The sequence below is a fragment of the Burkholderia arboris genome (assembly GCF_902499125.1).
Taxonomy (GTDB): domain Bacteria; phylum Pseudomonadota; class Gammaproteobacteria; order Burkholderiales; family Burkholderiaceae; genus Burkholderia; species Burkholderia arboris.
On sequence record NZ_CABVPX010000037.1, the window covers coordinates 1 to 19,738 of the forward strand.

At 61.7% G+C, this 19,738-nt stretch carries 14 protein-coding genes and 4 tRNA genes; 17 read left to right on the forward strand and 1 reads right to left on the reverse strand.

Features of this window, described 5'->3' with window-relative positions; translation table 11 throughout:
* The first annotated feature begins 326 nt into the window (after positions 1 to 326).
* Complete coding sequence (locus tag BLA15945_RS31790) at positions 327 to 662, forward strand: hypothetical protein (protein WP_174994246.1); 336 nt, start codon at positions 327 to 329, stop codon at positions 660 to 662.
* A 145-nt stretch (positions 663 to 807) separates the two neighbouring features.
* Here BLA15945_RS31790 and BLA15945_RS31795 read toward each other — a convergent pair whose 3' ends face one another.
* Positions 808 to 1,764, reverse strand: a complete 957-nt coding sequence (locus BLA15945_RS31795; RefSeq protein WP_174994247.1) for a hypothetical protein — start codon at positions 1,762 to 1,764, stop codon at positions 808 to 810.
* A gap of 548 nt (positions 1,765 to 2,312) precedes the next feature.
* Here BLA15945_RS31795 and BLA15945_RS31800 point away from each other — a divergent pair.
* The 16 genes from BLA15945_RS31800 to rpsG all read left to right on the forward strand — a co-directional run bounded on the left by BLA15945_RS31800 (position 2,313) and on the right by rpsG (position 19,621).
* A tRNA-Tyr gene (locus BLA15945_RS31800) sits at positions 2,313 to 2,398 on the forward strand.
* A 43-nt stretch (positions 2,399 to 2,441) separates the two neighbouring features.
* Positions 2,442 to 2,515, forward strand: a tRNA-Gly gene (locus BLA15945_RS31805).
* Between the two features lie 24 nt (positions 2,516 to 2,539).
* Positions 2,540 to 2,614: transfer RNA gene (locus BLA15945_RS31810), tRNA-Thr, on the forward strand.
* A 66-nt stretch (positions 2,615 to 2,680) separates the two neighbouring features.
* Entirely contained in the window at positions 2,681 to 3,871 is a 1,191-nt protein-coding gene (gene tuf / locus BLA15945_RS31815; RefSeq protein WP_011350666.1) for an elongation factor Tu, read from the forward strand.
* A gap of 59 nt (positions 3,872 to 3,930) precedes the next feature.
* A tRNA-Trp gene (locus BLA15945_RS31820) sits at positions 3,931 to 4,006 on the forward strand.
* A gap of 43 nt (positions 4,007 to 4,049) precedes the next feature.
* On the forward strand, positions 4,050 to 4,430 hold the full coding sequence (gene secE, locus BLA15945_RS31825; RefSeq protein ID WP_006482892.1) for a preprotein translocase subunit SecE: 381 nt from the start codon (positions 4,050 to 4,052) through the stop codon (positions 4,428 to 4,430).
* Between the two features lies 1 nt (position 4,431).
* Complete coding sequence (gene nusG, locus BLA15945_RS31830) at positions 4,432 to 4,989, forward strand: transcription termination/antitermination protein NusG (protein ID WP_006400672.1); 558 nt, start codon at positions 4,432 to 4,434, stop codon at positions 4,987 to 4,989.
* Positions 4,990 to 5,131: 142 nt separating this feature from the next.
* A complete protein-coding gene (gene rplK, locus BLA15945_RS31835) occupies positions 5,132 to 5,563 on the forward strand; it encodes a 50S ribosomal protein L11 (RefSeq protein ID WP_006477201.1) in 432 nt (143 codons plus the stop codon).
* On the forward strand, positions 5,564 to 6,262 hold the full coding sequence (gene rplA, locus BLA15945_RS31840) for a 50S ribosomal protein L1 (RefSeq protein WP_006482906.1): 699 nt from the start codon (positions 5,564 to 5,566) through the stop codon (positions 6,260 to 6,262).
* Between the two features lie 295 nt (positions 6,263 to 6,557).
* Positions 6,558 to 7,055: a 50S ribosomal protein L10 gene (gene rplJ, locus BLA15945_RS31845; protein ID WP_059232621.1), complete on the forward strand. Its 498-nt coding sequence runs from the start codon at positions 6,558 to 6,560 to the stop codon at positions 7,053 to 7,055.
* A 63-nt stretch (positions 7,056 to 7,118) separates the two neighbouring features.
* Entirely contained in the window at positions 7,119 to 7,493 is a 375-nt protein-coding gene (gene rplL / locus BLA15945_RS31850) for a 50S ribosomal protein L7/L12 (protein ID WP_006477198.1), read from the forward strand.
* A gap of 381 nt (positions 7,494 to 7,874) precedes the next feature.
* A complete protein-coding gene (gene rpoB, locus BLA15945_RS31855) occupies positions 7,875 to 11,981 on the forward strand; it encodes a DNA-directed RNA polymerase subunit beta (protein ID WP_174994248.1) in 4,107 nt (1,368 codons plus the stop codon).
* A gap of 21 nt (positions 11,982 to 12,002) precedes the next feature.
* A complete protein-coding gene (gene rpoC / locus BLA15945_RS31860) occupies positions 12,003 to 16,247 on the forward strand; it encodes a DNA-directed RNA polymerase subunit beta' (protein ID WP_059232618.1) in 4,245 nt (1,414 codons plus the stop codon).
* Positions 16,248 to 16,522: 275 nt separating this feature from the next.
* A complete protein-coding gene (gene recQ, locus BLA15945_RS31865) occupies positions 16,523 to 18,370 on the forward strand; it encodes a DNA helicase RecQ (protein ID WP_059232617.1) in 1,848 nt (615 codons plus the stop codon).
* Positions 18,371 to 18,597: 227 nt separating this feature from the next.
* The gene (rpsL, locus tag BLA15945_RS31870) at positions 18,598 to 18,978 is read left to right on the forward strand and encodes a 30S ribosomal protein S12 (RefSeq protein ID WP_006400662.1); all 381 of its coding nucleotides are present in this window, start codon (positions 18,598 to 18,600) and stop codon (positions 18,976 to 18,978) included.
* Between the two features lie 172 nt (positions 18,979 to 19,150).
* A complete protein-coding gene (gene rpsG / locus BLA15945_RS31875) occupies positions 19,151 to 19,621 on the forward strand; it encodes a 30S ribosomal protein S7 (RefSeq protein ID WP_006477195.1) in 471 nt (156 codons plus the stop codon).
* Positions 19,622 to 19,738 lie beyond the last annotated feature (117 nt).

Here is a 19,738-nt window from a genome sequence, read left to right on the forward strand (position 1 = left end):
GACCGTGAAACGACTCTACGCCGATGATAGTGCGGATTCCCGTGTGAAAGTAGGTAATCGTCAGGCTCCCTAAGCCAGAAACCCCCGCCCGAAAGGCGGGGGTTTTTGCATTTGAGCGACGGAAATGTGCGATGCCGGCCACGCGAAATGCGCCCGGTGCTGCGGCGCCGACGGGAGTCGATTCGGACCGAGGCGCATCCACTCAATCGGCGCAAATTTACTCCGACGACCTGGGTTGGCCGAGCTCCAGCAATTGGTGTTGTCGAGGCTGACATCCTCCCGCCGACTGTTCGAAGTGGTGCCGCTCTCGGTCGGCAGCCGGTCTGGTGGAGCGCTCGACCGCCTATCCGCTGCAATTTCCCGCCAGGGATTTACGCAATGCCGTGCGCGGCCCGGCGTTGTGCGTTTTACCGCCGGAAATTAACTATCTCTTCTCATCTGCACGCGTACTGAACGTTTCTTCTGTGAAAATTGCCGCTTCCATCCCGTCGCAGCTAGGCGTGCTTCGCGTATCTCGCAACGAGGTTCGCTGCCCGCGTGACGCGCATGCTGCGTTTGGTTTGTCTGAGCTTCGACGTCTGCCGTCGAAGGCGCCGAATGACCGCGGCGCAATGAAACCGCGCGTCAGAATTGCGTCGGATCGAGCGAAGTGGTGCTATTAAGCGCCGTTCGTCTCGTAATCTACGAGATATCACCCCCAACCGATTCATCCGAGGCGTAGGGCGCCAGGCCAGGTTCGCCGCAAAGGCAAAGGATACGACCGCGGTGCAAGTTGCAACGTGTGTGCGCGTCGCTGGGCGGGCGCCTTCAGAAGTCCGCGCTGTTCTTTTTGACGAGCATGGGTTGGCCGGCTCGTAGCGCATAGATTTCCTCGATGAGCGAATAGGCCGTGCCGCCGAAGCAATCCCTTCCTTCGCCGATCAGAGCAAAGCGCGCGCCGCTTGCGTCGATGCGGATCGATCGCACCGCGCACGCCGTGCTTGAATCGCTCAGTGCGGAATCCTTGGTTGGCGGAAACCGCCGCGTCGTGTTTCGGCCTCGATCCCGGGTCAGCACGAGCATCGCAGGGCAGCGCATGTCGGACGTCGACGCCGCGGCGTCACAGGCCAGCTTTCCAGCGTCTTCGGAGGGGTGCGGCGCAGCGAAAGCGCCCGCATCGAACCCCACGCAGATATTCGCGTTCAACTGAACGAGGCGGGCATCGTACGGGCATGCAGGATGCCGCGTGTACGCAGCGGATTCGCTGCGATAAGCCGACCAGATGCTGACATTGGCCGGTTTGCACGAAGGGGCGAGGCAATGGGCGCTGCACTGCAGGACGTTCGCCGAGATCGCGGCGCCGAGCTTGTGAGGCAAGCCTGCGCGTGGACGCATATCGTCGCCGAGCAAGGGCTGTAACACGTCCAGGCAGGCCGCGCTGCCGGATATGGTTGGCGGGGCGCCGTCGCCGGCGGCGATGAGGTAGGCGGACGCGTCGTTGAGCAGCCACGCGTAGGCGATCGCGTCCTGATTCATCGGCCGTGCTGCAGGCGAGCTGCTATGTGCCGAGCTCAGGCAGCCGGCATCGAGCGCCGGCTTCAACCTGTCATAAGCAGCGAGCGCTGCAGCTGTCCTTGGACGTCCCGCGGTGCGGCTGTCCTCCAGGGCCTGCTGACGCACTTTCGTAATCGTGCTCGAGCGACACGGGGTGTCTGTCGGTTCGGCCGCATGTGCGGTCAGCGCCGTCAAGGTCGTGAAGGTGATCGCAAGAGCAAGCAGGCGCATGAGGGTTCGTGCGGGAAGATGATGGAAGGCTAGGGATGGTATCGCGACGCCTGCGGAAGTCAGCAGGGGGACACGCTATCGGCACTTCTTCGTGCCTGAGCGGCGGCTCCATTGTCGGGTCCAGCCGCCGGGAGGATCGGAAAAGCCCGCTGCGTACGGCCGGTAGCTCGCGTCAGGCCGGCGCGTCATGGGTAGCGAGAAGCCCCGCTTTCCCGCGAGCAGCGCGAGCCTGAAGCCGCCAAGAACACCGCGGCCGGGGCCGACGAAGTCGTCCGGCACGAAATTTGCGGAATTTTTGCATCTCCCGCTTGGCATAGTGCGAAAGAGGTCGTATGATGGCGGTCTTTCGTTTTTAGCGCAGATGCAGATCGGCGCTAAGGGCGGAGTCTGACGAAGATGTGGCGCCGGTCGGCAACATCTCGCGCTTGCCTTAGCCGGGCAGGGGCGGGGGATCGGTGGTAAAGCAGGAGTCGGGAAGAAAGTGAAAATAATCTTCCGGATGTGCTTGACACGAGTGCGATGCACCCCCATAATCGTCAGTTCTCTACGGAGGGGTGCCCGAGTGGCTAAAGGGGGCAGACTGTAAATCTGTTGGCTTACGCCTACGTTGGTTCGAATCCAACCTCCTCCACCAAGATATCAGCGCAGTGAGCGGTAAGGAATCGTTAGTGGCCCGTGCGGGTGTAGCTCAATGGTAGAGCAGAAGCCTTCCAAGCTTACGACGAGGGTTCGATTCCCTTCACCCGCTCCAGACCGCTAAGTTGAAGCTTAAAGCGCCCATGTGGCTCAGTGGTAGAGCACTCCCTTGGTAAGGGAGAGGTCGGCAGTTCGATCCTGCCCATGGGCACCAGCAGTAAAAAGTCAGTGTCTTGTTTGCGCGCGGCGCAACCTGTGAAATTCCTTTTGGGAGTCGAAAATGGCCAAGGGTAAATTCGAGCGGACCAAGCCGCACGTGAACGTTGGTACGATTGGTCACGTTGACCACGGCAAGACGACGCTGACGGCAGCGATCACGACGGTTCTGACGAAGAAGTTCGGCGGCGAAGCGAAGGCGTACGACCAGATCGACGCGGCACCGGAAGAAAAGGCGCGCGGCATCACGATCAACACGGCACACGTCGAGTACGAAACGGCTAACCGCCACTACGCACACGTCGACTGCCCGGGCCACGCTGACTATGTGAAGAACATGATCACGGGCGCAGCGCAGATGGACGGCGCGATCCTGGTTTGCTCGGCAGCTGACGGCCCGATGCCGCAGACGCGTGAGCACATCCTGCTGGCCCGTCAGGTTGGCGTTCCGTACATCATCGTGTTCCTGAACAAGTGCGACATGGTGGACGACGCTGAACTGCTCGAGCTGGTCGAGATGGAAGTTCGCGAACTCCTGTCGAAGTACGACTTCCCGGGCGACGACACGCCGATCGTGAAGGGTTCGGCGAAGCTGGCGCTGGAAGGCGACACGGGCGAGCTGGGCGAAGTGGCGATCATGAGCCTGGCCGACGCGCTGGACACGTACATCCCGACGCCGGAGCGTGCAGTTGACGGCGCGTTCCTGATGCCGGTGGAAGACGTGTTCTCGATCTCGGGCCGTGGTACGGTTGTGACGGGTCGTGTCGAGCGCGGCATCGTGAAGGTCGGCGAAGAAATCGAAATCGTCGGTATCAAGCCGACGGTGAAGACGACCTGCACGGGCGTTGAAATGTTCCGCAAGCTGCTGGACCAAGGTCAGGCAGGCGACAACGTGGGTATCCTGCTGCGCGGCACGAAGCGTGAAGACGTGGAGCGTGGCCAGGTTCTGGCGAAGCCGGGTTCGATCACGCCGCACACGCACTTCACGGCTGAAGTGTACGTGCTGAGCAAGGACGAAGGCGGCCGTCACACGCCGTTCTTCAACAACTACCGTCCGCAGTTCTACTTCCGTACGACGGACGTGACGGGCTCGATCGAGCTGCCGAAGGACAAGGAAATGGTGATGCCGGGCGACAACGTGTCGATCACGGTGAAGCTGATCGCTCCGATCGCGATGGAAGAAGGTCTGCGCTTCGCAATCCGCGAAGGCGGCCGTACGGTCGGCGCCGGCGTCGTCGCCAAGATCATCGAGTAAGCCAGTTATTCGTTGATCGACAGTTTTGGGGCTGGCAACAGCCGGCCCCAACATGGTTTAGGGGTATAGCTCAACTGGCAGAGCGTCGGTCTCCAAAACCGAAGGTTGGGGGTTCGATTCCCTCTGCCCCTGCCAAAAAATAGCCACGTGTCCTACGTGGCATTTGTTTTAAGGTGTTATGGCGAATCCATCCGTCGAAACTGTAAATACCTCCGGCGATAAGCTGATGCTGGCCCTGGGCGTATTGTTGGTCTTGGCCGGATTCGTGGGCTTCTTCTGGCTGGCCAATCAGCAGTGGTATGTCCGCGGTGCCGCGTTGGCGGTAGGTATCATCGCCGGCGTGGCCGTCGGGCTGATGTCCGCCCCTGGCAAGAGCCTCATCGCCTTTGCCAAGGATTCGTACAAGGAAGTCCGTAAGGTCGTTTGGCCCACCCGCAAGGAAGCAACGCAAACCACACTCGTCGTGTTCGGTTTCGTGCTCGTGATGGCGATTTTCCTCTGGTTGAGTGACAAATCGATCGAATGGGTGATTTTCTCGGCGATTCTGGGTTGGAAATGATATGAGCGATACTCCGGCATCCCCGAGCGGAAAACGTTGGTACGTCGTGCACGCCTACTCCGGTATGGAGAAGAGCGTGCAACGTGCGCTTCAGGAGCGCATCGAACGTGCTGGCATGCAGGACAAATTCGGTCAGATCCTGGTCCCGACCGAAGAAGTGGTCGAAGTCAAAGGCGGCCACAAGGCTGTGACCGAGCGTCGTTTCTTCCCCGGCTACGTGCTGGTGGAAATGGAAATGACGGACGAAACGTGGCACCTCGTGAAGAACACTGCGAAGGTCACCGGTTTCGTCGGCGGTGCGCGTAACCGCCCGACCCCGATTTCCCCGAAGGAAGTCGAAAAGATCATGTCGCAGATGCAGGAAGGCGTCGAAAAGCCGCGCCCGAAGACCCTGTTCGAAGTCGGCGAGATGGTGCGTGTCAAGGAAGGCCCGTTCACGGACTTCAACGGCACCGTCGAGGAAGTCAACTACGAAAAATCGCGCGTGCGTGTGTCGGTCACCATCTTTGGCCGATCCACCCCGGTCGAACTCGAATTCGGCCAGGTCGAAAAAGTTTGATCCCGATTCGGTGGGCAGCCTCGGCTGCCCACCTTCGCGCTTACGGCCCGCGTCATGGCCGTTGAGGAGCGTCAGTAGCCAGCGGCGAACGCGCGTTATTACTCACCGAACGCCTTCTCTGGCGTTCCAATGAGGTTCACAAATGGCAAAGAAGATTATCGGCTTTATCAAGCTGCAGATCCCTGCAGGTAAAGCCAACCCGTCGCCGCCGGTCGGTCCGGCACTGGGCCAGCGCGGCCTGAACATCATGGAGTTCTGCAAGGCGTTCAACGCGCAGACTCAAGGCATGGAGCCGGGTCTGCCGGTGCCGGTGGTCATCACGGCATTCGCTGACAAGAGCTTCACGTTCGTGATGAAGACGCCGCCGGCAACCGTCCTGATCAAGAAGGCGGCGAAGGTGGACAAGGGCTCGAGCAAGCCGCACACCGACAAGGTCGGTTCGATCACGCGCGCTCAAGCCGAAGAAATCGCAAAGACCAAGATGCCGGACCTTACGGCAGCTGATCTGGACGCAGCCGTTCGCACCATCGCTGGTAGCGCACGCTCGATGGGCATCACTGTGGAGGGCGTGTAAATGGCTAAGATCTCCAAGCGCCGTCAGGCATTTGCCGCCAAGGTTGATCGTCAGAAGCTGTACGCGATCGAAGACGCACTGAGCCTCGTGAAGGAATGCGCGAGCGCGAAGTTCGACGAATCGATCGACGTCGCAGTCCAGCTCGGCATCGATGCAAAGAAGTCGGACCAGGTCGTTCGTGGTTCGGTCGTTCTGCCGGCCGGTACGGGCAAGTCGGTTCGCGTTGCTGTGTTCGCGCAAGGCGAGAAGGCTGAGCAAGCACGTGCGGCAGGTGCGGAAATCGTCGGTATGGAAGACCTGGCTGAGCAGATCAAGGCTGGCCAGATGGACTTCGACATCGTGATCGCTTCGCCGGACACGATGCGTATCGTCGGTACGCTCGGCCAGATCCTCGGCCCGCGCGGCCTGATGCCGAACCCGAAGGTCGGTACGGTCACGCCGGACGTCGCAACCGCCGTCAAGAACGCGAAGGCCGGTCAGGTGCAATTCCGTGTCGACAAGGCCGGTATCATCCACGCGACCATCGGCCGTGCATCGTTCGAGCCGACCGCGCTGCGTTCGAACCTGTCGGCGCTGATCGAAGCGCTGCAGAAGGCGAAGCCGGCAACGAGCAAGGGCGTCTACCTGCGCAAGATCGCACTGTCGAGCACGATGGGCGTCGGCGTGCGTGTCGACCAGGCTACGCTGGCAGCACAGTAAGCAAGTATTCGGGCCGCTTCGTTCGCGAAGCGGCCTACATGGGCTTTGGGCGGTTGTTCGTGCAGCAAGGCGAACAACCGGTTATCAAAGACCGTTGGTGGGGCGCAGCAGTCAGGTGATCCCTTAATTCAAGCCAACGCAGATGGCGAACCCGAAAAAGTTTTGCAGTGGTGAAGCCGCAGGCCGTGAAGCGATTCGCGGCGTGAGGTGGAAATACTCCTAACGAGGTCGGACGCCGTTGTTGAACGAGGTACGCGAGGTTTCGTGCCGAACGTATCGTTTCTGGAGGCTAACCGTGCCGCTTAATAGAGAAGACAAGCAAGCCGTCGTCGCTGAGGTTTCCGCGCAAGTCGCGAAGGCCCAGACCGTTGTGCTGGCTGAGTATCGTGGAATTGCGGTTGGCGATCTGACCAAGCTGCGCGCGCAAGCGCGTGAGCAAAAGGTTTACCTGCGCGTGTTGAAGAACACGCTGGCGCGTCGCGCTGTTGAAGGTACGCCGTTTGCTCCGCTGGCAGAGCAGATGACTGGTCCGCTGATCTACGGCATCTCGGAAGATGCAATTGCTGCTGCTAAGGTCGTCAACGACTTCGGCAAGAGCAATGACAAGTTGATCATCAAGGCTGGTTCGTTCGATGGCAAGGTGATGGACAAGGCTGGCGTGCAAGCGCTGGCAAGCATCCCGAGCCGCGAAGAACTGCTCTCGAAGCTGCTGTTCGTTATGCAATCGCCTGTTTCTGGCTTCGCGCGTGCTCTCGCCGCGCTGGCCGAGAAGAAGCAAGCGGAAGCTGCGTAAGCGAACGTGCATCAGCGTTACTGATCGCTGGCTGTATCCGAATTCAATTTAGGAGTATTTCAAATGGCAATCGCAAAAGAAGACATCCTGGCAGCAGTCGAAGGGATGACCGTTCTGGAACTGAACGAACTGGTCAAGGCGTTCGAAGAGAAGTTTGGCGTGTCGGCAGCTGCAGTGGCAGTCGCTGGCCCGGCAGGCGGCGGCGCTGCTGCTGCTGCAGAAGAGAAGACCGAATTCACGGTCGTCCTGGCTGAAGCCGGCGCCAACAAGGTTTCGGTCATCAAGGCCGTTCGCGAACTGACGGGCCTGGGCCTGAAGGAAGCGAAGGACCTGGTTGACGGTGCACCGAAGCCGGTCAAGGAAGGCGTCGACAAGGCTGCTGCTGAAGAAGCCAAGAAGAAGCTGGAAGAAGCAGGCGCGAAGGTCGAAGTCAAGTAAGTTTCGACGCGCTGTGCGAGGGCTGGCGGTATTTTCACCGCCAGCCTTTTTGTGCTTTGTGGGGACGTTATTCTGGCACTCATTCGGGAGCCCGAATAATCGGCCCCAGAAGCCAAAGAAAACCGCCTGATCGTTGCGAACGGTCACTCGCGATTGGCGGTTCTCTTTGTCTTCTGAAGCGACTGCAGAAGGCAAGTTTGGTCGGGTAGCGGGCAACACAGGCATCCGCTGCCGTCAGCCAGCGGTTGGTAGCGGCCAACCACCAAGCTTCTCGGCTCGTTCAAGCCGTCGAACGGCCATCGGGTCTCAGTCGGTGAACACTCGGGTTTGAAACGTCCAGGTATTCCGCCTCGATAGCACCCGCCGTGATTCGGAGATCGTATGCAATATTCCTTCACCGAGAAGAAGCGCATTCGCAAGAGTTTCGCGAAGCGCCCCATCGTTCACCAAGTTCCCTTCTTGCTGGCTACCCAGCTTGAATCATTCAGCACGTTTCTGCAAGCCGATGTGCCGGCGACACAACGCAAGCCTGAAGGTTTGCAGGCCGCGTTCACATCGGTATTTCCCATTGTTTCGCACAACGGTTTCGCGCGCCTCGAGTTCGTGAGCTATGCGCTGTCCTCGCCGGCATTCAACATCAAGGAATGCCAGCAGCGAGGCCTGACGTACTGCTCCGCGCTGCGCGCGAAGGTCCGCCTTGTCATCCTCGACAAGGAATCGCCGAACAAGCCGGTCGTCAAGGAAGTGAAAGAGCAGGAAGTGTACATGGGCGAAATGCCGCTCATGACGCCGACGGGCTCGTTCGTCATCAACGGCACCGAGCGTGTCATCGTCTCGCAGCTGCATCGTTCGCCGGGCGTGTTCTTCGAACACGACAAGGGCAAGACGCACAGCTCGGGCAAGCTGCTGTTCTCGGCACGGATCATTCCGTACCGCGGCTCGTGGCTCGACTTCGAATTCGATCCGAAGGACATCCTGTACTTCCGCGTCGACCGTCGCCGCAAGATGCCGGTCACGATCCTGCTGAAGGCCATCGGCCTGACGCCGGAACAGATCCTCGCGAACTTCTTCGTGTTCGACAACTTCACGCTGATGGACGAAGGCGCGCAACTCGAGTTCGTGCCCGAGCGCCTGCGTGGTGAAGTCGCGCGTTTCGACATCACGGATCGTGATGGCAAGGTCATTGTCCAGAAGGACAAGCGGATCAACGCGAAGCACATTCGCGACCTCGAAGCCGCGAAGACCAAGTTCATCTCGGTGCCGGAAGACTATCTGCTCGGCCGCGTGCTGGCGAAGAACGTCGTCGACGGCGACACCGGCGAAGTGATCGCGAGCGCGAACGACGAAGTCACGGAAAGCGTGCTCGAGAAGCTGCGCGAAGCGGGCATCAAGGACATCCAGACGCTCTACACGAACGACCTGGACCAGGGCCCGTACATCTCGTCGACGCTGCGTGTCGACGAAACGACCGATCGCACGGCCGCGCGCATCGCGATCTACCGCATGATGCGTCCGGGCGAGCCGCCGACCGAGGAAGCGGTCGAGGCACTGTTCAACCGTCTGTTCTACAGCGAAGAAGCGTACGACCTGTCGAAGGTCGGCCGTATGAAGTTCAACCGCCGCGTCAGCCGCGATGAAATCACCGGCCCGATGACGCTGCAGGACGACGACATCCTCGCGACGATCAAGATCCTCGTCGAGCTGCGCAACGGCAAGGGCGAAGTGGACGACATCGACCACCTCGGCAACCGTCGTGTGCGTTGCGTCGGCGAACTGGCGGAAAACCAGTTCCGCGCGGGTCTCGTGCGTGTCGAGCGCGCGGTCAAGGAACGCCTCGGCCAGGCCGAAAGCGAAAACCTGATGCCGCACGACCTGATCAACTCGAAGCCGATTTCGTCGGCAATCCGCGAGTTCTTCGGTTCGTCGCAGTTGTCGCAGTTCATGGACCAGACCAACCCGCTGTCGGAAATCACGCACAAGCGCCGTGTTTCCGCCCTGGGCCCGGGCGGTCTGACGCGCGAACGCGCAGGCTTCGAAGTTCGCGACGTGCACCCGACCCACTATGGCCGCGTGTGCCCGATCGAAACGCCGGAAGGTCCGAACATCGGCCTGATCAACTCGCTCGCACTGTACGCGCACCTGAACGAGTACGGCTTCCTCGAGACGCCGTACCGCAAGGTTGTGGACAGCAAGGTGACCGACCAGATCGACTACCTGTCGGCGATCGAAGAAGGCCGCTACATGATCGCGCAGGCAAACGCCGCGATCGACGAGAACGGCCAGCTGATCGACGAACTCGTGTCGTCGCGTGAAGCCGGCGAAACGATGATGGTCACGCCGGACCGTATCCAGTACATGGACGTGGCGCCGTCGCAGATCGTGTCGGTTGCAGCCTCGCTGATTCCGTTCCTCGAGCACGATGACGCGAACCGTGCACTGATGGGTTCGAACATGCAGCGTCAGGCCGTGCCGTGTCTGCGTCCGGAAAAGCCGGTCGTCGGTACGGGTATCGAGCGCACCTGCGCGGTCGACTCGGGTACGACGGTTCAGGCGTTCCGTGGCGGCGTCGTCGACTATGTCGACGCAGGCCGTATCGTGATTCGCGTGAACGACGAAGAAGCGGTCGCAGGTGAAGTCGGTGTCGACATCTACAACCTGATCAAGTACACGCGTTCGAACCAGAACACGAACATCAACCAGCGTCCGATCGTGAAGATGGGCGACAAGGTCTCGCGCGGCGACGTGCTGGCCGACGGCGCCTCGACGGACCTGGGCGAGCTCGCGCTCGGCCAGAACATGCTGATCGCGTTCATGCCGTGGAACGGCTACAACTTCGAGGATTCGATCCTGATCTCGGAGAAGGTGGTCGCGGACGATCGCTACACGTCGATCCACATCGAAGAGCTGAACGTCGTTGCACGTGACACGAAGCTCGGGCCGGAAGAAATCACGCGCGACATCTCGAACCTGGCGGAAATCCAGCTCGGCCGTCTCGACGAATCGGGCATCGTGTACATCGGTGCGGAAGTCGAAGCGGGCGACGTGATGGTCGGCAAGGTCACGCCGAAGGGCGAGACCCAGCTGACGCCGGAAGAGAAGCTGCTGCGCGCGATCTTCGGCGAGAAGGCTTCGGACGTGAAGGACACGTCGCTGCGCGTGCCGTCGGGCATGAGCGGCACCGTGATCGACGTCCAGGTGTTCACGCGTGAAGGCATCCAGCGCGACAAGCGTGCGCAACAGATCATCGACGACGAACTGAAGCGCTATCGTCTCGACCTGAACGACCAGCTGCGCATCGTGGAAGGCGACGCGTTCCAGCGTCTCGCACGCATGCTCGTGGGCAAGGTCGCGAACGGCGGTCCGAAGAAGCTCGCGAAGGGTACGAAGATCGACCAGGCTTACCTGGAAGACCTCGACCACTACCACTGGTTCGACATCCGCCTCGCGGACGACGAAGCAGCGGCGCAGCTCGAAGCGATCAAGAACTCGATCGAGGAAAAGCGTCACCAGTTCGACCTCGCGTTCGAAGAGAAGCGCAAGAAGCTCACGCAAGGCGACGAACTGCCGCCGGGCGTGCTGAAGATGGTCAAGGTGTACCTCGCGGTGAAGCGCCGTCTGCAGCCTGGCGACAAGATGGCAGGCCGTCACGGTAACAAGGGTGTCGTGTCGAAGATCGTCCCGATCGAAGACATGCCGTACATGGCCGATGGCCGTCCGGCAGACGTCGTGCTGAACCCGCTCGGCGTGCCGTCGCGGATGAACGTGGGTCAGGTTCTGGAAGTGCACCTCGGCTGGGCCGCGAAGGGTCTCGGCTGGCGTATCGGCGAAATGCTGCAGCGTCAGGCGAAGATCGAGGAAATGCGCGCGTTCCTGACGAAGATCTACAACGATTCGGGCCGCCAGGAAGATCTGGAAAGCTTCACCGACGACGAGATCCTCGAGCTCGCGAAGAACCTGCGCGAAGGCGTGCCGTTCGCAACGCCGGTGTTCGACGGTGCGACCGAGGAAGAAATGGGCAAGATGCTCGACCTCGCGTTCCCGGACGACATCGCTGAACAGCTCGGCATGAACCCGTCGAAGAACCAGGTCCGTCTGTACGACGGCCGCACGGGTGAAATGTTCGAACGTCGCGTGACGCTCGGCTACATGCACTACCTGAAGCTGCACCACTTGGTCGACGACAAGATGCACGCGCGTTCGACCGGCCCGTACTCGCTCGTCACGCAGCAGCCGCTGGGTGGTAAGGCGCAGTTCGGTGGCCAGCGTTTCGGTGAAATGGAAGTGTGGGCACTCGAAGCGTACGGCGCGTCCTACGTGCTGCAGGAAATGCTGACGGTGAAGTCGGACGACGTGAACGGCCGGACCAAGGTCTATGAGAACCTGGTCAAGGGCGATCATGTTATCGATGCAGGCATGCCGGAATCCTTCAACGTGCTCGTGAAGGAAATCCGCTCGCTCGGTATCGACATCGATCTCGACCGCAATTAATCGGACTACGGAGAGAAAGCAATGAAAGCTCTGCTCGATCTATTCAAGCAAGTCCAACAGGAAGAAGTTTTCGACGCGATCAAGATCGGTCTGGCCTCGCCGGACAAGATCCGTTCGTGGTCGTTCGGCGAAGTGAAGAAGCCGGAGACCATCAACTACCGTACGTTCAAGCCGGAACGCGATGGTCTCTTCTGCGCGAAGATCTTCGGGCCGATCAAGGACTACGAGTGCCTGTGCGGCAAGTACAAGCGTCTGAAGCACCGCGGCGTGATCTGCGAGAAGTGCGGCGTCGAAGTGACGCTGGCGAAGGTGCGTCGCGAACGGATGGGCCACATTGAGCTGGCCTCGCCGGTCGCGCACATCTGGTTCCTGAAGTCGCTGCCGTCGCGTCTGGGCATGGTGCTCGACATGACGCTGCGCGACATCGAACGCGTGCTGTACTTCGAAGCGTATGTGGTGATCGAACCGGGCATGACGCCGCTGAAGGCGCGGCAGATCATGACCGAAGAGGATTACTACAACAAGGTCGAGGAATACGGCGACGAATTCCGTGCCGAGATGGGCGCGGAAGGCGTGCGTGAACTGCTGCGCGCGATCAACATCGACGAGCAGGTCGAGACGCTGCGCACCGAGCTGAAGAACACCGGCTCGGAAGCGAAGATCAAGAAGTACGCGAAGCGCCTGAAGGTCCTCGAGGCATTCCAGCGTTCGGGCATCAAGCCCGAGTGGATGATCCTCGAAGTGCTGCCGGTGCTGCCGCCGGAACTGCGTCCGCTGGTGCCGCTGGACGGCGGCCGTTTCGCGACGTCGGACCTGAACGACCTGTATCGCCGCGTGATCAACCGTAACAACCGGTTGAAGCGTCTGCTCGAGCTGAAGGCGCCTGAAATCATCGTCCGCAACGAAAAGCGGATGCTGCAGGAAGCCGTCGACTCGCTGCTCGACAACGGTCGTCGCGGCAAGGCGATGACGGGCGCGAACAAGCGTCCGCTGAAGTCGCTCGCCGACATGATCAAGGGTAAGGGCGGTCGTTTCCGTCAGAACCTGCTGGGCAAGCGCGTCGACTACTCGGGCCGTTCGGTCATCGTGGTCGGCCCGACGCTGAAGCTGCACCAGTGCGGTCTGCCGAAGCTGATGGCGCTCGAGCTGTTCAAGCCGTTCATCTTCAACAAGCTGGAAGTGATGGGCGTCGCGACGACCATCAAGGCTGCGAAGAAGGAAGTCGAGAACCAGACGCCGGTGGTGTGGGACATCCTCGAAGAGGTGATCCGCGAGCACCCGGTGATGCTGAACCGTGCGCCGACGCTGCACCGTCTCGGTATCCAGGCGTTCGAGCCGGTCCTGATCGAAGGCAAGGCAATTCAGCTGCACCCGCTCGTTTGCGCGGCGTTCAACGCCGACTTCGACGGTGACCAGATGGCCGTTCACGTGCCGCTGTCGCTCGAAGCGCAGATGGAAGCGCGTACGCTGATGCTGGCGTCGAACAACGTGCTGTTCCCGGCCAACGGCGATCCGTCGATCGTGCCGTCGCAGGATATCGTGCTGGGTCTGTACTATGCGACCCGCGAAGCCGTCAACGGCAAGGGCGAAGGCCTGTCGTTCACGGGCGTGTCGGAAGCGATCCGCGCGTACGAGAACAAGGAAGTCGAGCTGGCCTCGCGCGTCAACGTGCGGATCACCGAAATGGTCCGCAACGAGGACACGTCGGAAGGCGCGCCGGAATTCGTGCCGAAGATCTCGCTGTACGCGACGACCGTCGGCCGCGCGATCCTGTCGGAGATCCTGCCGCACGGCCTGCCGTTCTCGGTGCTGAACAAGCCGCTGAAGAAGAAGGAAATCTCGCGCCTGATCAACACGGCGTTCCGCAAGTGCGGTCTGCGCGCGACGGTGGTGTTCGCCGATCAGCTGATGCAGTCGGGTTTCCGTCTCGCGACGCGTGCCGGCATTTCGATCTGCGTGGACGACATGCTCGTGCCGCCGCAGAAGGAAACGATCGTCGGCGACGCCGCGAAGAAGGTGAAGGAGTACGACCGCCAGTACATGTCGGGTCTCGTCACCGCGCAGGAACGCTACAACAACGTGGTCGACATCTGGTCGGCAACGTCGGAAGCGGTCGGCAAGGCGATGATGGAGCAGCTGTCGACGGAGCCGGTGACGGACCGCGACGGCAAGGAAACGCGCCAGGAATCGTTCAACTCGATCTACATGATGGCCGACTCGGGCGCCCGGGGTTCGGCGGTTCAGATTCGTCAGCTGGCCGGTATGCGAGGCCTGATGGCGAAGCCGGACGGCTCGATTATCGAGACGCCGATTACCGCGAACTTCCGCGAAGGTCTGAACGTGTTGCAGTACTTCATCTCGACCCACGGTGCACGTAAGGGTCTGGCTGATACGGCACTGAAGACCGCGAACTCGGGTTACCTGACGCGTCGTCTCGTCGACGTCACGCAGGATCTGGTCGTGGTGGAAGACGATTGCGGCACGTCGAACGGCGTCGCGATGAAGGCGTTGGTCGAAGGCGGTGAAGTCGTCGAAGCGCTGCGCGACCGTATCCTCGGCCGCGTCGCGGTCGCGGACGTCGTGAACCCGGAAACGCAGGAAACGGTGTACGAATCGGGCATGCTGCTCGACGAAACGGCGGTCGAGGAAATCGAACGCCTCGGCATCGACGAAGTGCGCGTGCGCACGCCGCTGACCTGCGAAACGCGTTACGGCCTGTGCGCGGCCTGCTACGGCCGTGACCTCGGCCGCGGCTCGCTGGTGAACGTCGGCGAAGCAGTCGGCGTGATCGCGGCACAGTCGATCGGTGAACCGGGCACGCAGCTGACGATGCGTACGTTCCACATCGGTGGTGCGGCATCGCGTGCGGCGGTGGCTTCGTCGGTCGAAGCGAAGAGCAACGGTATCGTGCGCTTCACGGCGACGATGCGCTACGTCACGAACGCGAAGGGCGAGCAGATCGTCATTTCCCGTTCGGGCGAAGCGATGATCACCGACGACTTCGGTCGCGAGCGCGAGCGTCACAAAGTGCCGTACGGCGCGACGCTGCTGCAGCTCGACGGCGTGACGATCAAGGCAGGCACGCAGCTCGCCACGTGGGATCCGCTGACGCGTCCGATCATCACCGAGTACGGTGGTACGGTGAAGTTCGAGAACGTCGAGGAAGGCGTGACCGTCGCGAAGCAGATCGACGACGTGACCGGCCTGTCGACGCTGGTCGTGATCGACGTGAAGCGTCGCGGTTCGCAGGCTTCGAAGAGCGTGCGCCCGCAGGTGAAGCTGCTCGACGCGAACGGCGAAGAAGTGAAGATTCCGGGCACGGAGCACGCAGTGCAGATCGGCTTCCAGGTCGGCGCACTGATCACCGTGAAGGATGGCCAGCAGGTGCAGGTCGGTGAAGTGCTCGCACGTATCCCGACCGAAGCGCAGAAGACGCGTGACATTACCGGCGGTCTGCCGCGGGTGGCGGAACTGTTCGAAGCGCGTTCGCCGAAGGATGCCGGCATTCTCGCGGAAGTCACCGGTACGACGTCGTTCGGTAAGGACACGAAGGGCAAGCAGCGTCTCGTCATCACGGACCTCGAGGGCAACCAGCACGAGTTCCTGATCGCGAAGGAAAAGCAGGTTCTGGTTCACGATGCACAGGTCGTCAACAAGGGCGAAATGATCGTGGACGGTCCGGCCGATCCGCACGACATCCTGCGTCTGCAGGGTATCGAGGCGCTGTCGCGCTACATCGTCGACGAAGTGCAGGACGTGTATCGTCTGCAGGGCGTGAAGATCAACGACAAGCACATCGAGGTGATCGTTCGCCAGATGCTGCGTCGTGTGCAGATCACCGACAACGGTGATACGCGCTTCATCCCGGGCGAACAGGTCGAGCGTTCCGACATGCTGGACGAGAACGATCGCATGATCGCCGAGGGCAAGCGTCCGGCTTCGTACGACAACGTGCTGCTCGGTATCACGAAGGCATCGCTGTCGACCGACTCGTTCATCTCCGCGGCATCGTTCCAGGAAACGACCCGCGTGCTGACCGAAGCGGCGATCATGGGCAAGCGCGACGATCTGCGTGGCCTGAAGGAAAACGTGATCGTCGGCCGTCTGATTCCGGCCGGTACGGGTCTCGCGTTCCACAAGGCACGCAAGGCGAAGGAATCGTCGGATCGCGAGCGTTTCGACCAGATCGCAGCGGAAGAGGCATTCGACTTCGGCACGCCGAGCGCGCCGGCAGAAGAGCCGCAACAACACCCGGCAGCCGAGTAACGGCAGGCGGCGCAAGCCGCCTGGCGTTGCCGACATCGCTGTCACCGAAACCGCCCGGTCCTGCCGGGCGGTTTTTTTTATCCGTCGTTCACGTGCATGACGTGCCTGCACCGCACCGGCGCATGCCCCGCGATCGCTTGCGGAGCGGCCGCGGCAGGCCCGTGATGCACGCGAACGAACCCTGGCCGAACGGCCAACAATGCACGATTGGCCACGCGCCGCGCGAGCGGGTTGTTAAAATCGCGGTCATCGTTTAGCCGTCCCTGTCCTCATTCATGTCCCGCGCCCTCGAAATTCTCGACGAAGTCTTTGGTTATTCCGCTTTTCGCGGCCAGCAGGGCGAGATTGTCGAACACGTCGCCGGCGGCGGCGATTGCCTCGTGCTGATGCCGACGGGCGGCGGCAAGTCGCTGTGTTACCAGATCCCCGCGCTGCTGCGCCGCGAGGCCGGGCAGGGCGCCGGCATCGTCGTGTCGCCGCTGATTGCGCTGATGCAGGACCAGGTCGCCGCGCTGCGTGAAGTCGGCGTGCGTGCGGCCTACCTGAATTCGACGCTGTCGGGCGCCGAGGCCGCGGCAACCGAGCGCGCGCTGCGCGAAGGCGAAATCGACCTGCTGTACGTCGCGCCGGAGCGCCTGATGACGGGGCGTTTCCTCGACCTGCTCGAGCGCGCGAAGATCGGCCTGTTCGCGATCGACGAAGCGCACTGCGTGTCGCAATGGGGGCACGATTTCCGTCCGGAATACATTCAGCTGTCGGTGCTGCACGAGCGCTTCCCGGCGGTGCCGCGCATCGCGCTGACGGCCACGGCCGATGCGATCACGCGCGACGAGATCATCCACCGTCTCGCGCTCGACGACGCACGCGTGTTCGTGTCGAGCTTCGACCGCCCGAACATCCGCTACCGGATCGTCGAGAAGGACAACGCGCGCTCGCAGCTGCTCGACTTCATCCGCGCCGAACATACGAATGCCGACGGCACGACCGACGCAGGCGTCGTCTACTGCCTGTCGCGCCGCAAGGTCGAGGAAACCGCCGAGTGGCTGAAGGCGCAGGGCGTGCGCGCGCTGCCGTATCACGCGGGGATGGAGTTCGAGGTGCGGCAGAAGCACCAGGAGATGTTCCAGCGCGAAGAGGGCATCGTGATGTGCGCGACGATCGCGTTCGGCATGGGCATCGACAAGCCCGACGTGCGCTTCGTCGCGCACCTCGATTTGCCGAAGAGCGTCGAAGGCTACTACCAGGAAACCGGCCGTGCGGGCCGCGACGGGATGCCCGCGAATGCGTGGATGGCGTACGGCCTCGGCGACGTCGTCCAGCAGCGCAAGATGATCGACGAGTCCGATGCGGACGACGCGCACAAGCGCGTGCAGACCTCGAAGCTCGACGCGCTGCTCGGGCTGTGCGAGACGATCTCGTGCCGCCGCGTGCGGCTGCTGAACTACTTCGGCGAAGAGAGCCGCCCGTGCGGCAACTGCGATACGTGCCTCGAGCCGCCTGATTCGTGGGACGCGACGCGCGAGGCGCAGATGGCGCTGTCGTGCGTGTTCCGCGCGCAGCGCGCGAGCGGCTTCAATTTCGGCTCGAGCCACCTGATCGAGATCCTGCGCGGCGGGCGCACCGAGAAGGTGTTGCAGCGCGGCCACGACCAGCTCACGACGTTCGGGATCGGCGCGTCGCTGTCCGAGCCCGAATGGCGCGCGATTTTCCGGCAGCTCGTCGCGTACGGCTACCTGGCCGTCGATCATGGCGGCTTCGGCGCGCTCGTGCTGACCGAGGCCGCGAAGCCCGTGCTGAAGAACGAGGAGAAGGTCACGCTGCGCCGCTACGTGAAGCCGCAGCGCACGCGTCAGTCGTCGAGCCGCAGCGGCACGCGCGTCGACCCGACGGCCGGCATGGGCACGCGCGAGCGCGCGCGCTGGGATGCGCTGCGCGCATGGCGCGCGGAAACCGCCAAGACCGACGGCGTGCCGGCCTACGTGATCTTCCACGACGCGACGCTCGCGGAAATCGCGCGCAACGCGCCGGAGTCGATCGACGACCTGCGCCACATCCCCGGCATGGGCGTACGCAAGCTCGAACGCTTCGGCGACGAAATCATCGACGTCGTCGAATCGGCCTGACACAGACGTTCCGACCCTTCCTGTAAACCGCGCAGTCGACTGGGAAATCACGCAAGCCGTTGACTTAGTTGGCATTTCCGGAATATGATGCTGGGTTCCGGTATTCGGCGGGCCGTGTCGCGTTCGAAAGCTCGCACCCGATTCGCCGGTTCGGAAGTCAACTGTGCGCCGATTCTCGCTTTGCCCGAAATCGATGCGCAGATTTTGTTCAATTTCAGGAATAAACAATGCCAACCATCAACCAACTGGTTCGCAAAGGCCGTCAGTCGGAAACGACGAAGAGCAAGAGCCCGGCCCTGCAGGACTGCCCCCAGCGTCGCGGCGTGTGCACCCGTGTGTACACGACGACGCCGAAGAAGCCGAACTCGGCACTCCGTAAGGTCGCCAAGGTTCGTCTGACGAACGGCTTCGAAGTGATTTCGTACATCGGCGGTGAAGGCCACAACCTGCAGGAACACTCGGTTGTGCTGATCCGCGGCGGCCGTGTGAAGGACTTGCCGGGTGTGCGTTACCACATGGTTCGCGGCTCGCTGGATACCCAGGGCGTCAAGGACCGTAAGCAAGCGCGCTCGAAGTACGGCGCGAAGCGTGCAAAGGCTGCCAAGTAAGCAGTTTTTGATCAGGGATCGCCGCAGGGCGGTCAAGGCGGGAGTGCCGGATTGCCGGTGCTGTCGAGTAAGTGGTCACCCGGCCAAGCTGGTTAGTCGTGAAGATGTGATCGGGTTTGTTGGTGGCCGCGGAGCTGGAACCAGCTCCAACTGAACAAGTAAAGGAAGAATCATGCCGCGTCGTCGCGAAGTCCCCAAGCGGGAAGTGTTGCCGGATCCGAAGTTCGGTAACGTTGATGTTGCCAAGTTCATGAACATGCTGATGCTGTCCGGCAAGAAGTCGGTCGCAGAGCGCATCGTTTATGGCGCATTCGAACAAATCCAGACCAAGGGTGGCAAGGACCCGCTGGAAGTGTTCACGGTTGCGCTCAACAACGTGAAGCCGGTGGTCGAAGTGAAGAGCCGTCGCGTTGGTGGTGCCAACTATCAAGTTCCGGTCGAAGTGCGCCCGTCGCGTCGTATGGCATTGGCGATGCGCTGGCTGCGTGAGGCTGCGAAGAAGCGTAGCGAGAAGTCGATGGCCCTGCGCCTGGCAGGTGAACTCTCCGAAGCGGCCGAAGGCCGTGGCGGCGCGATGAAGAAGCGCGACGAAGTTCACCGCATGGCAGAAGCCAACCGCGCGTTCTCGCATTTCCGTTTCTAAGCGCCTGGCTGGGCTGTTAGCGGAAATAAATTCCGGGCGGGTGCGCTTTTCAGGCGCCTCGCCCGTTTGTGTTGAAGCGTGATGCAGCTGGGCTGCATCACGTCATCCCAGTAGAGG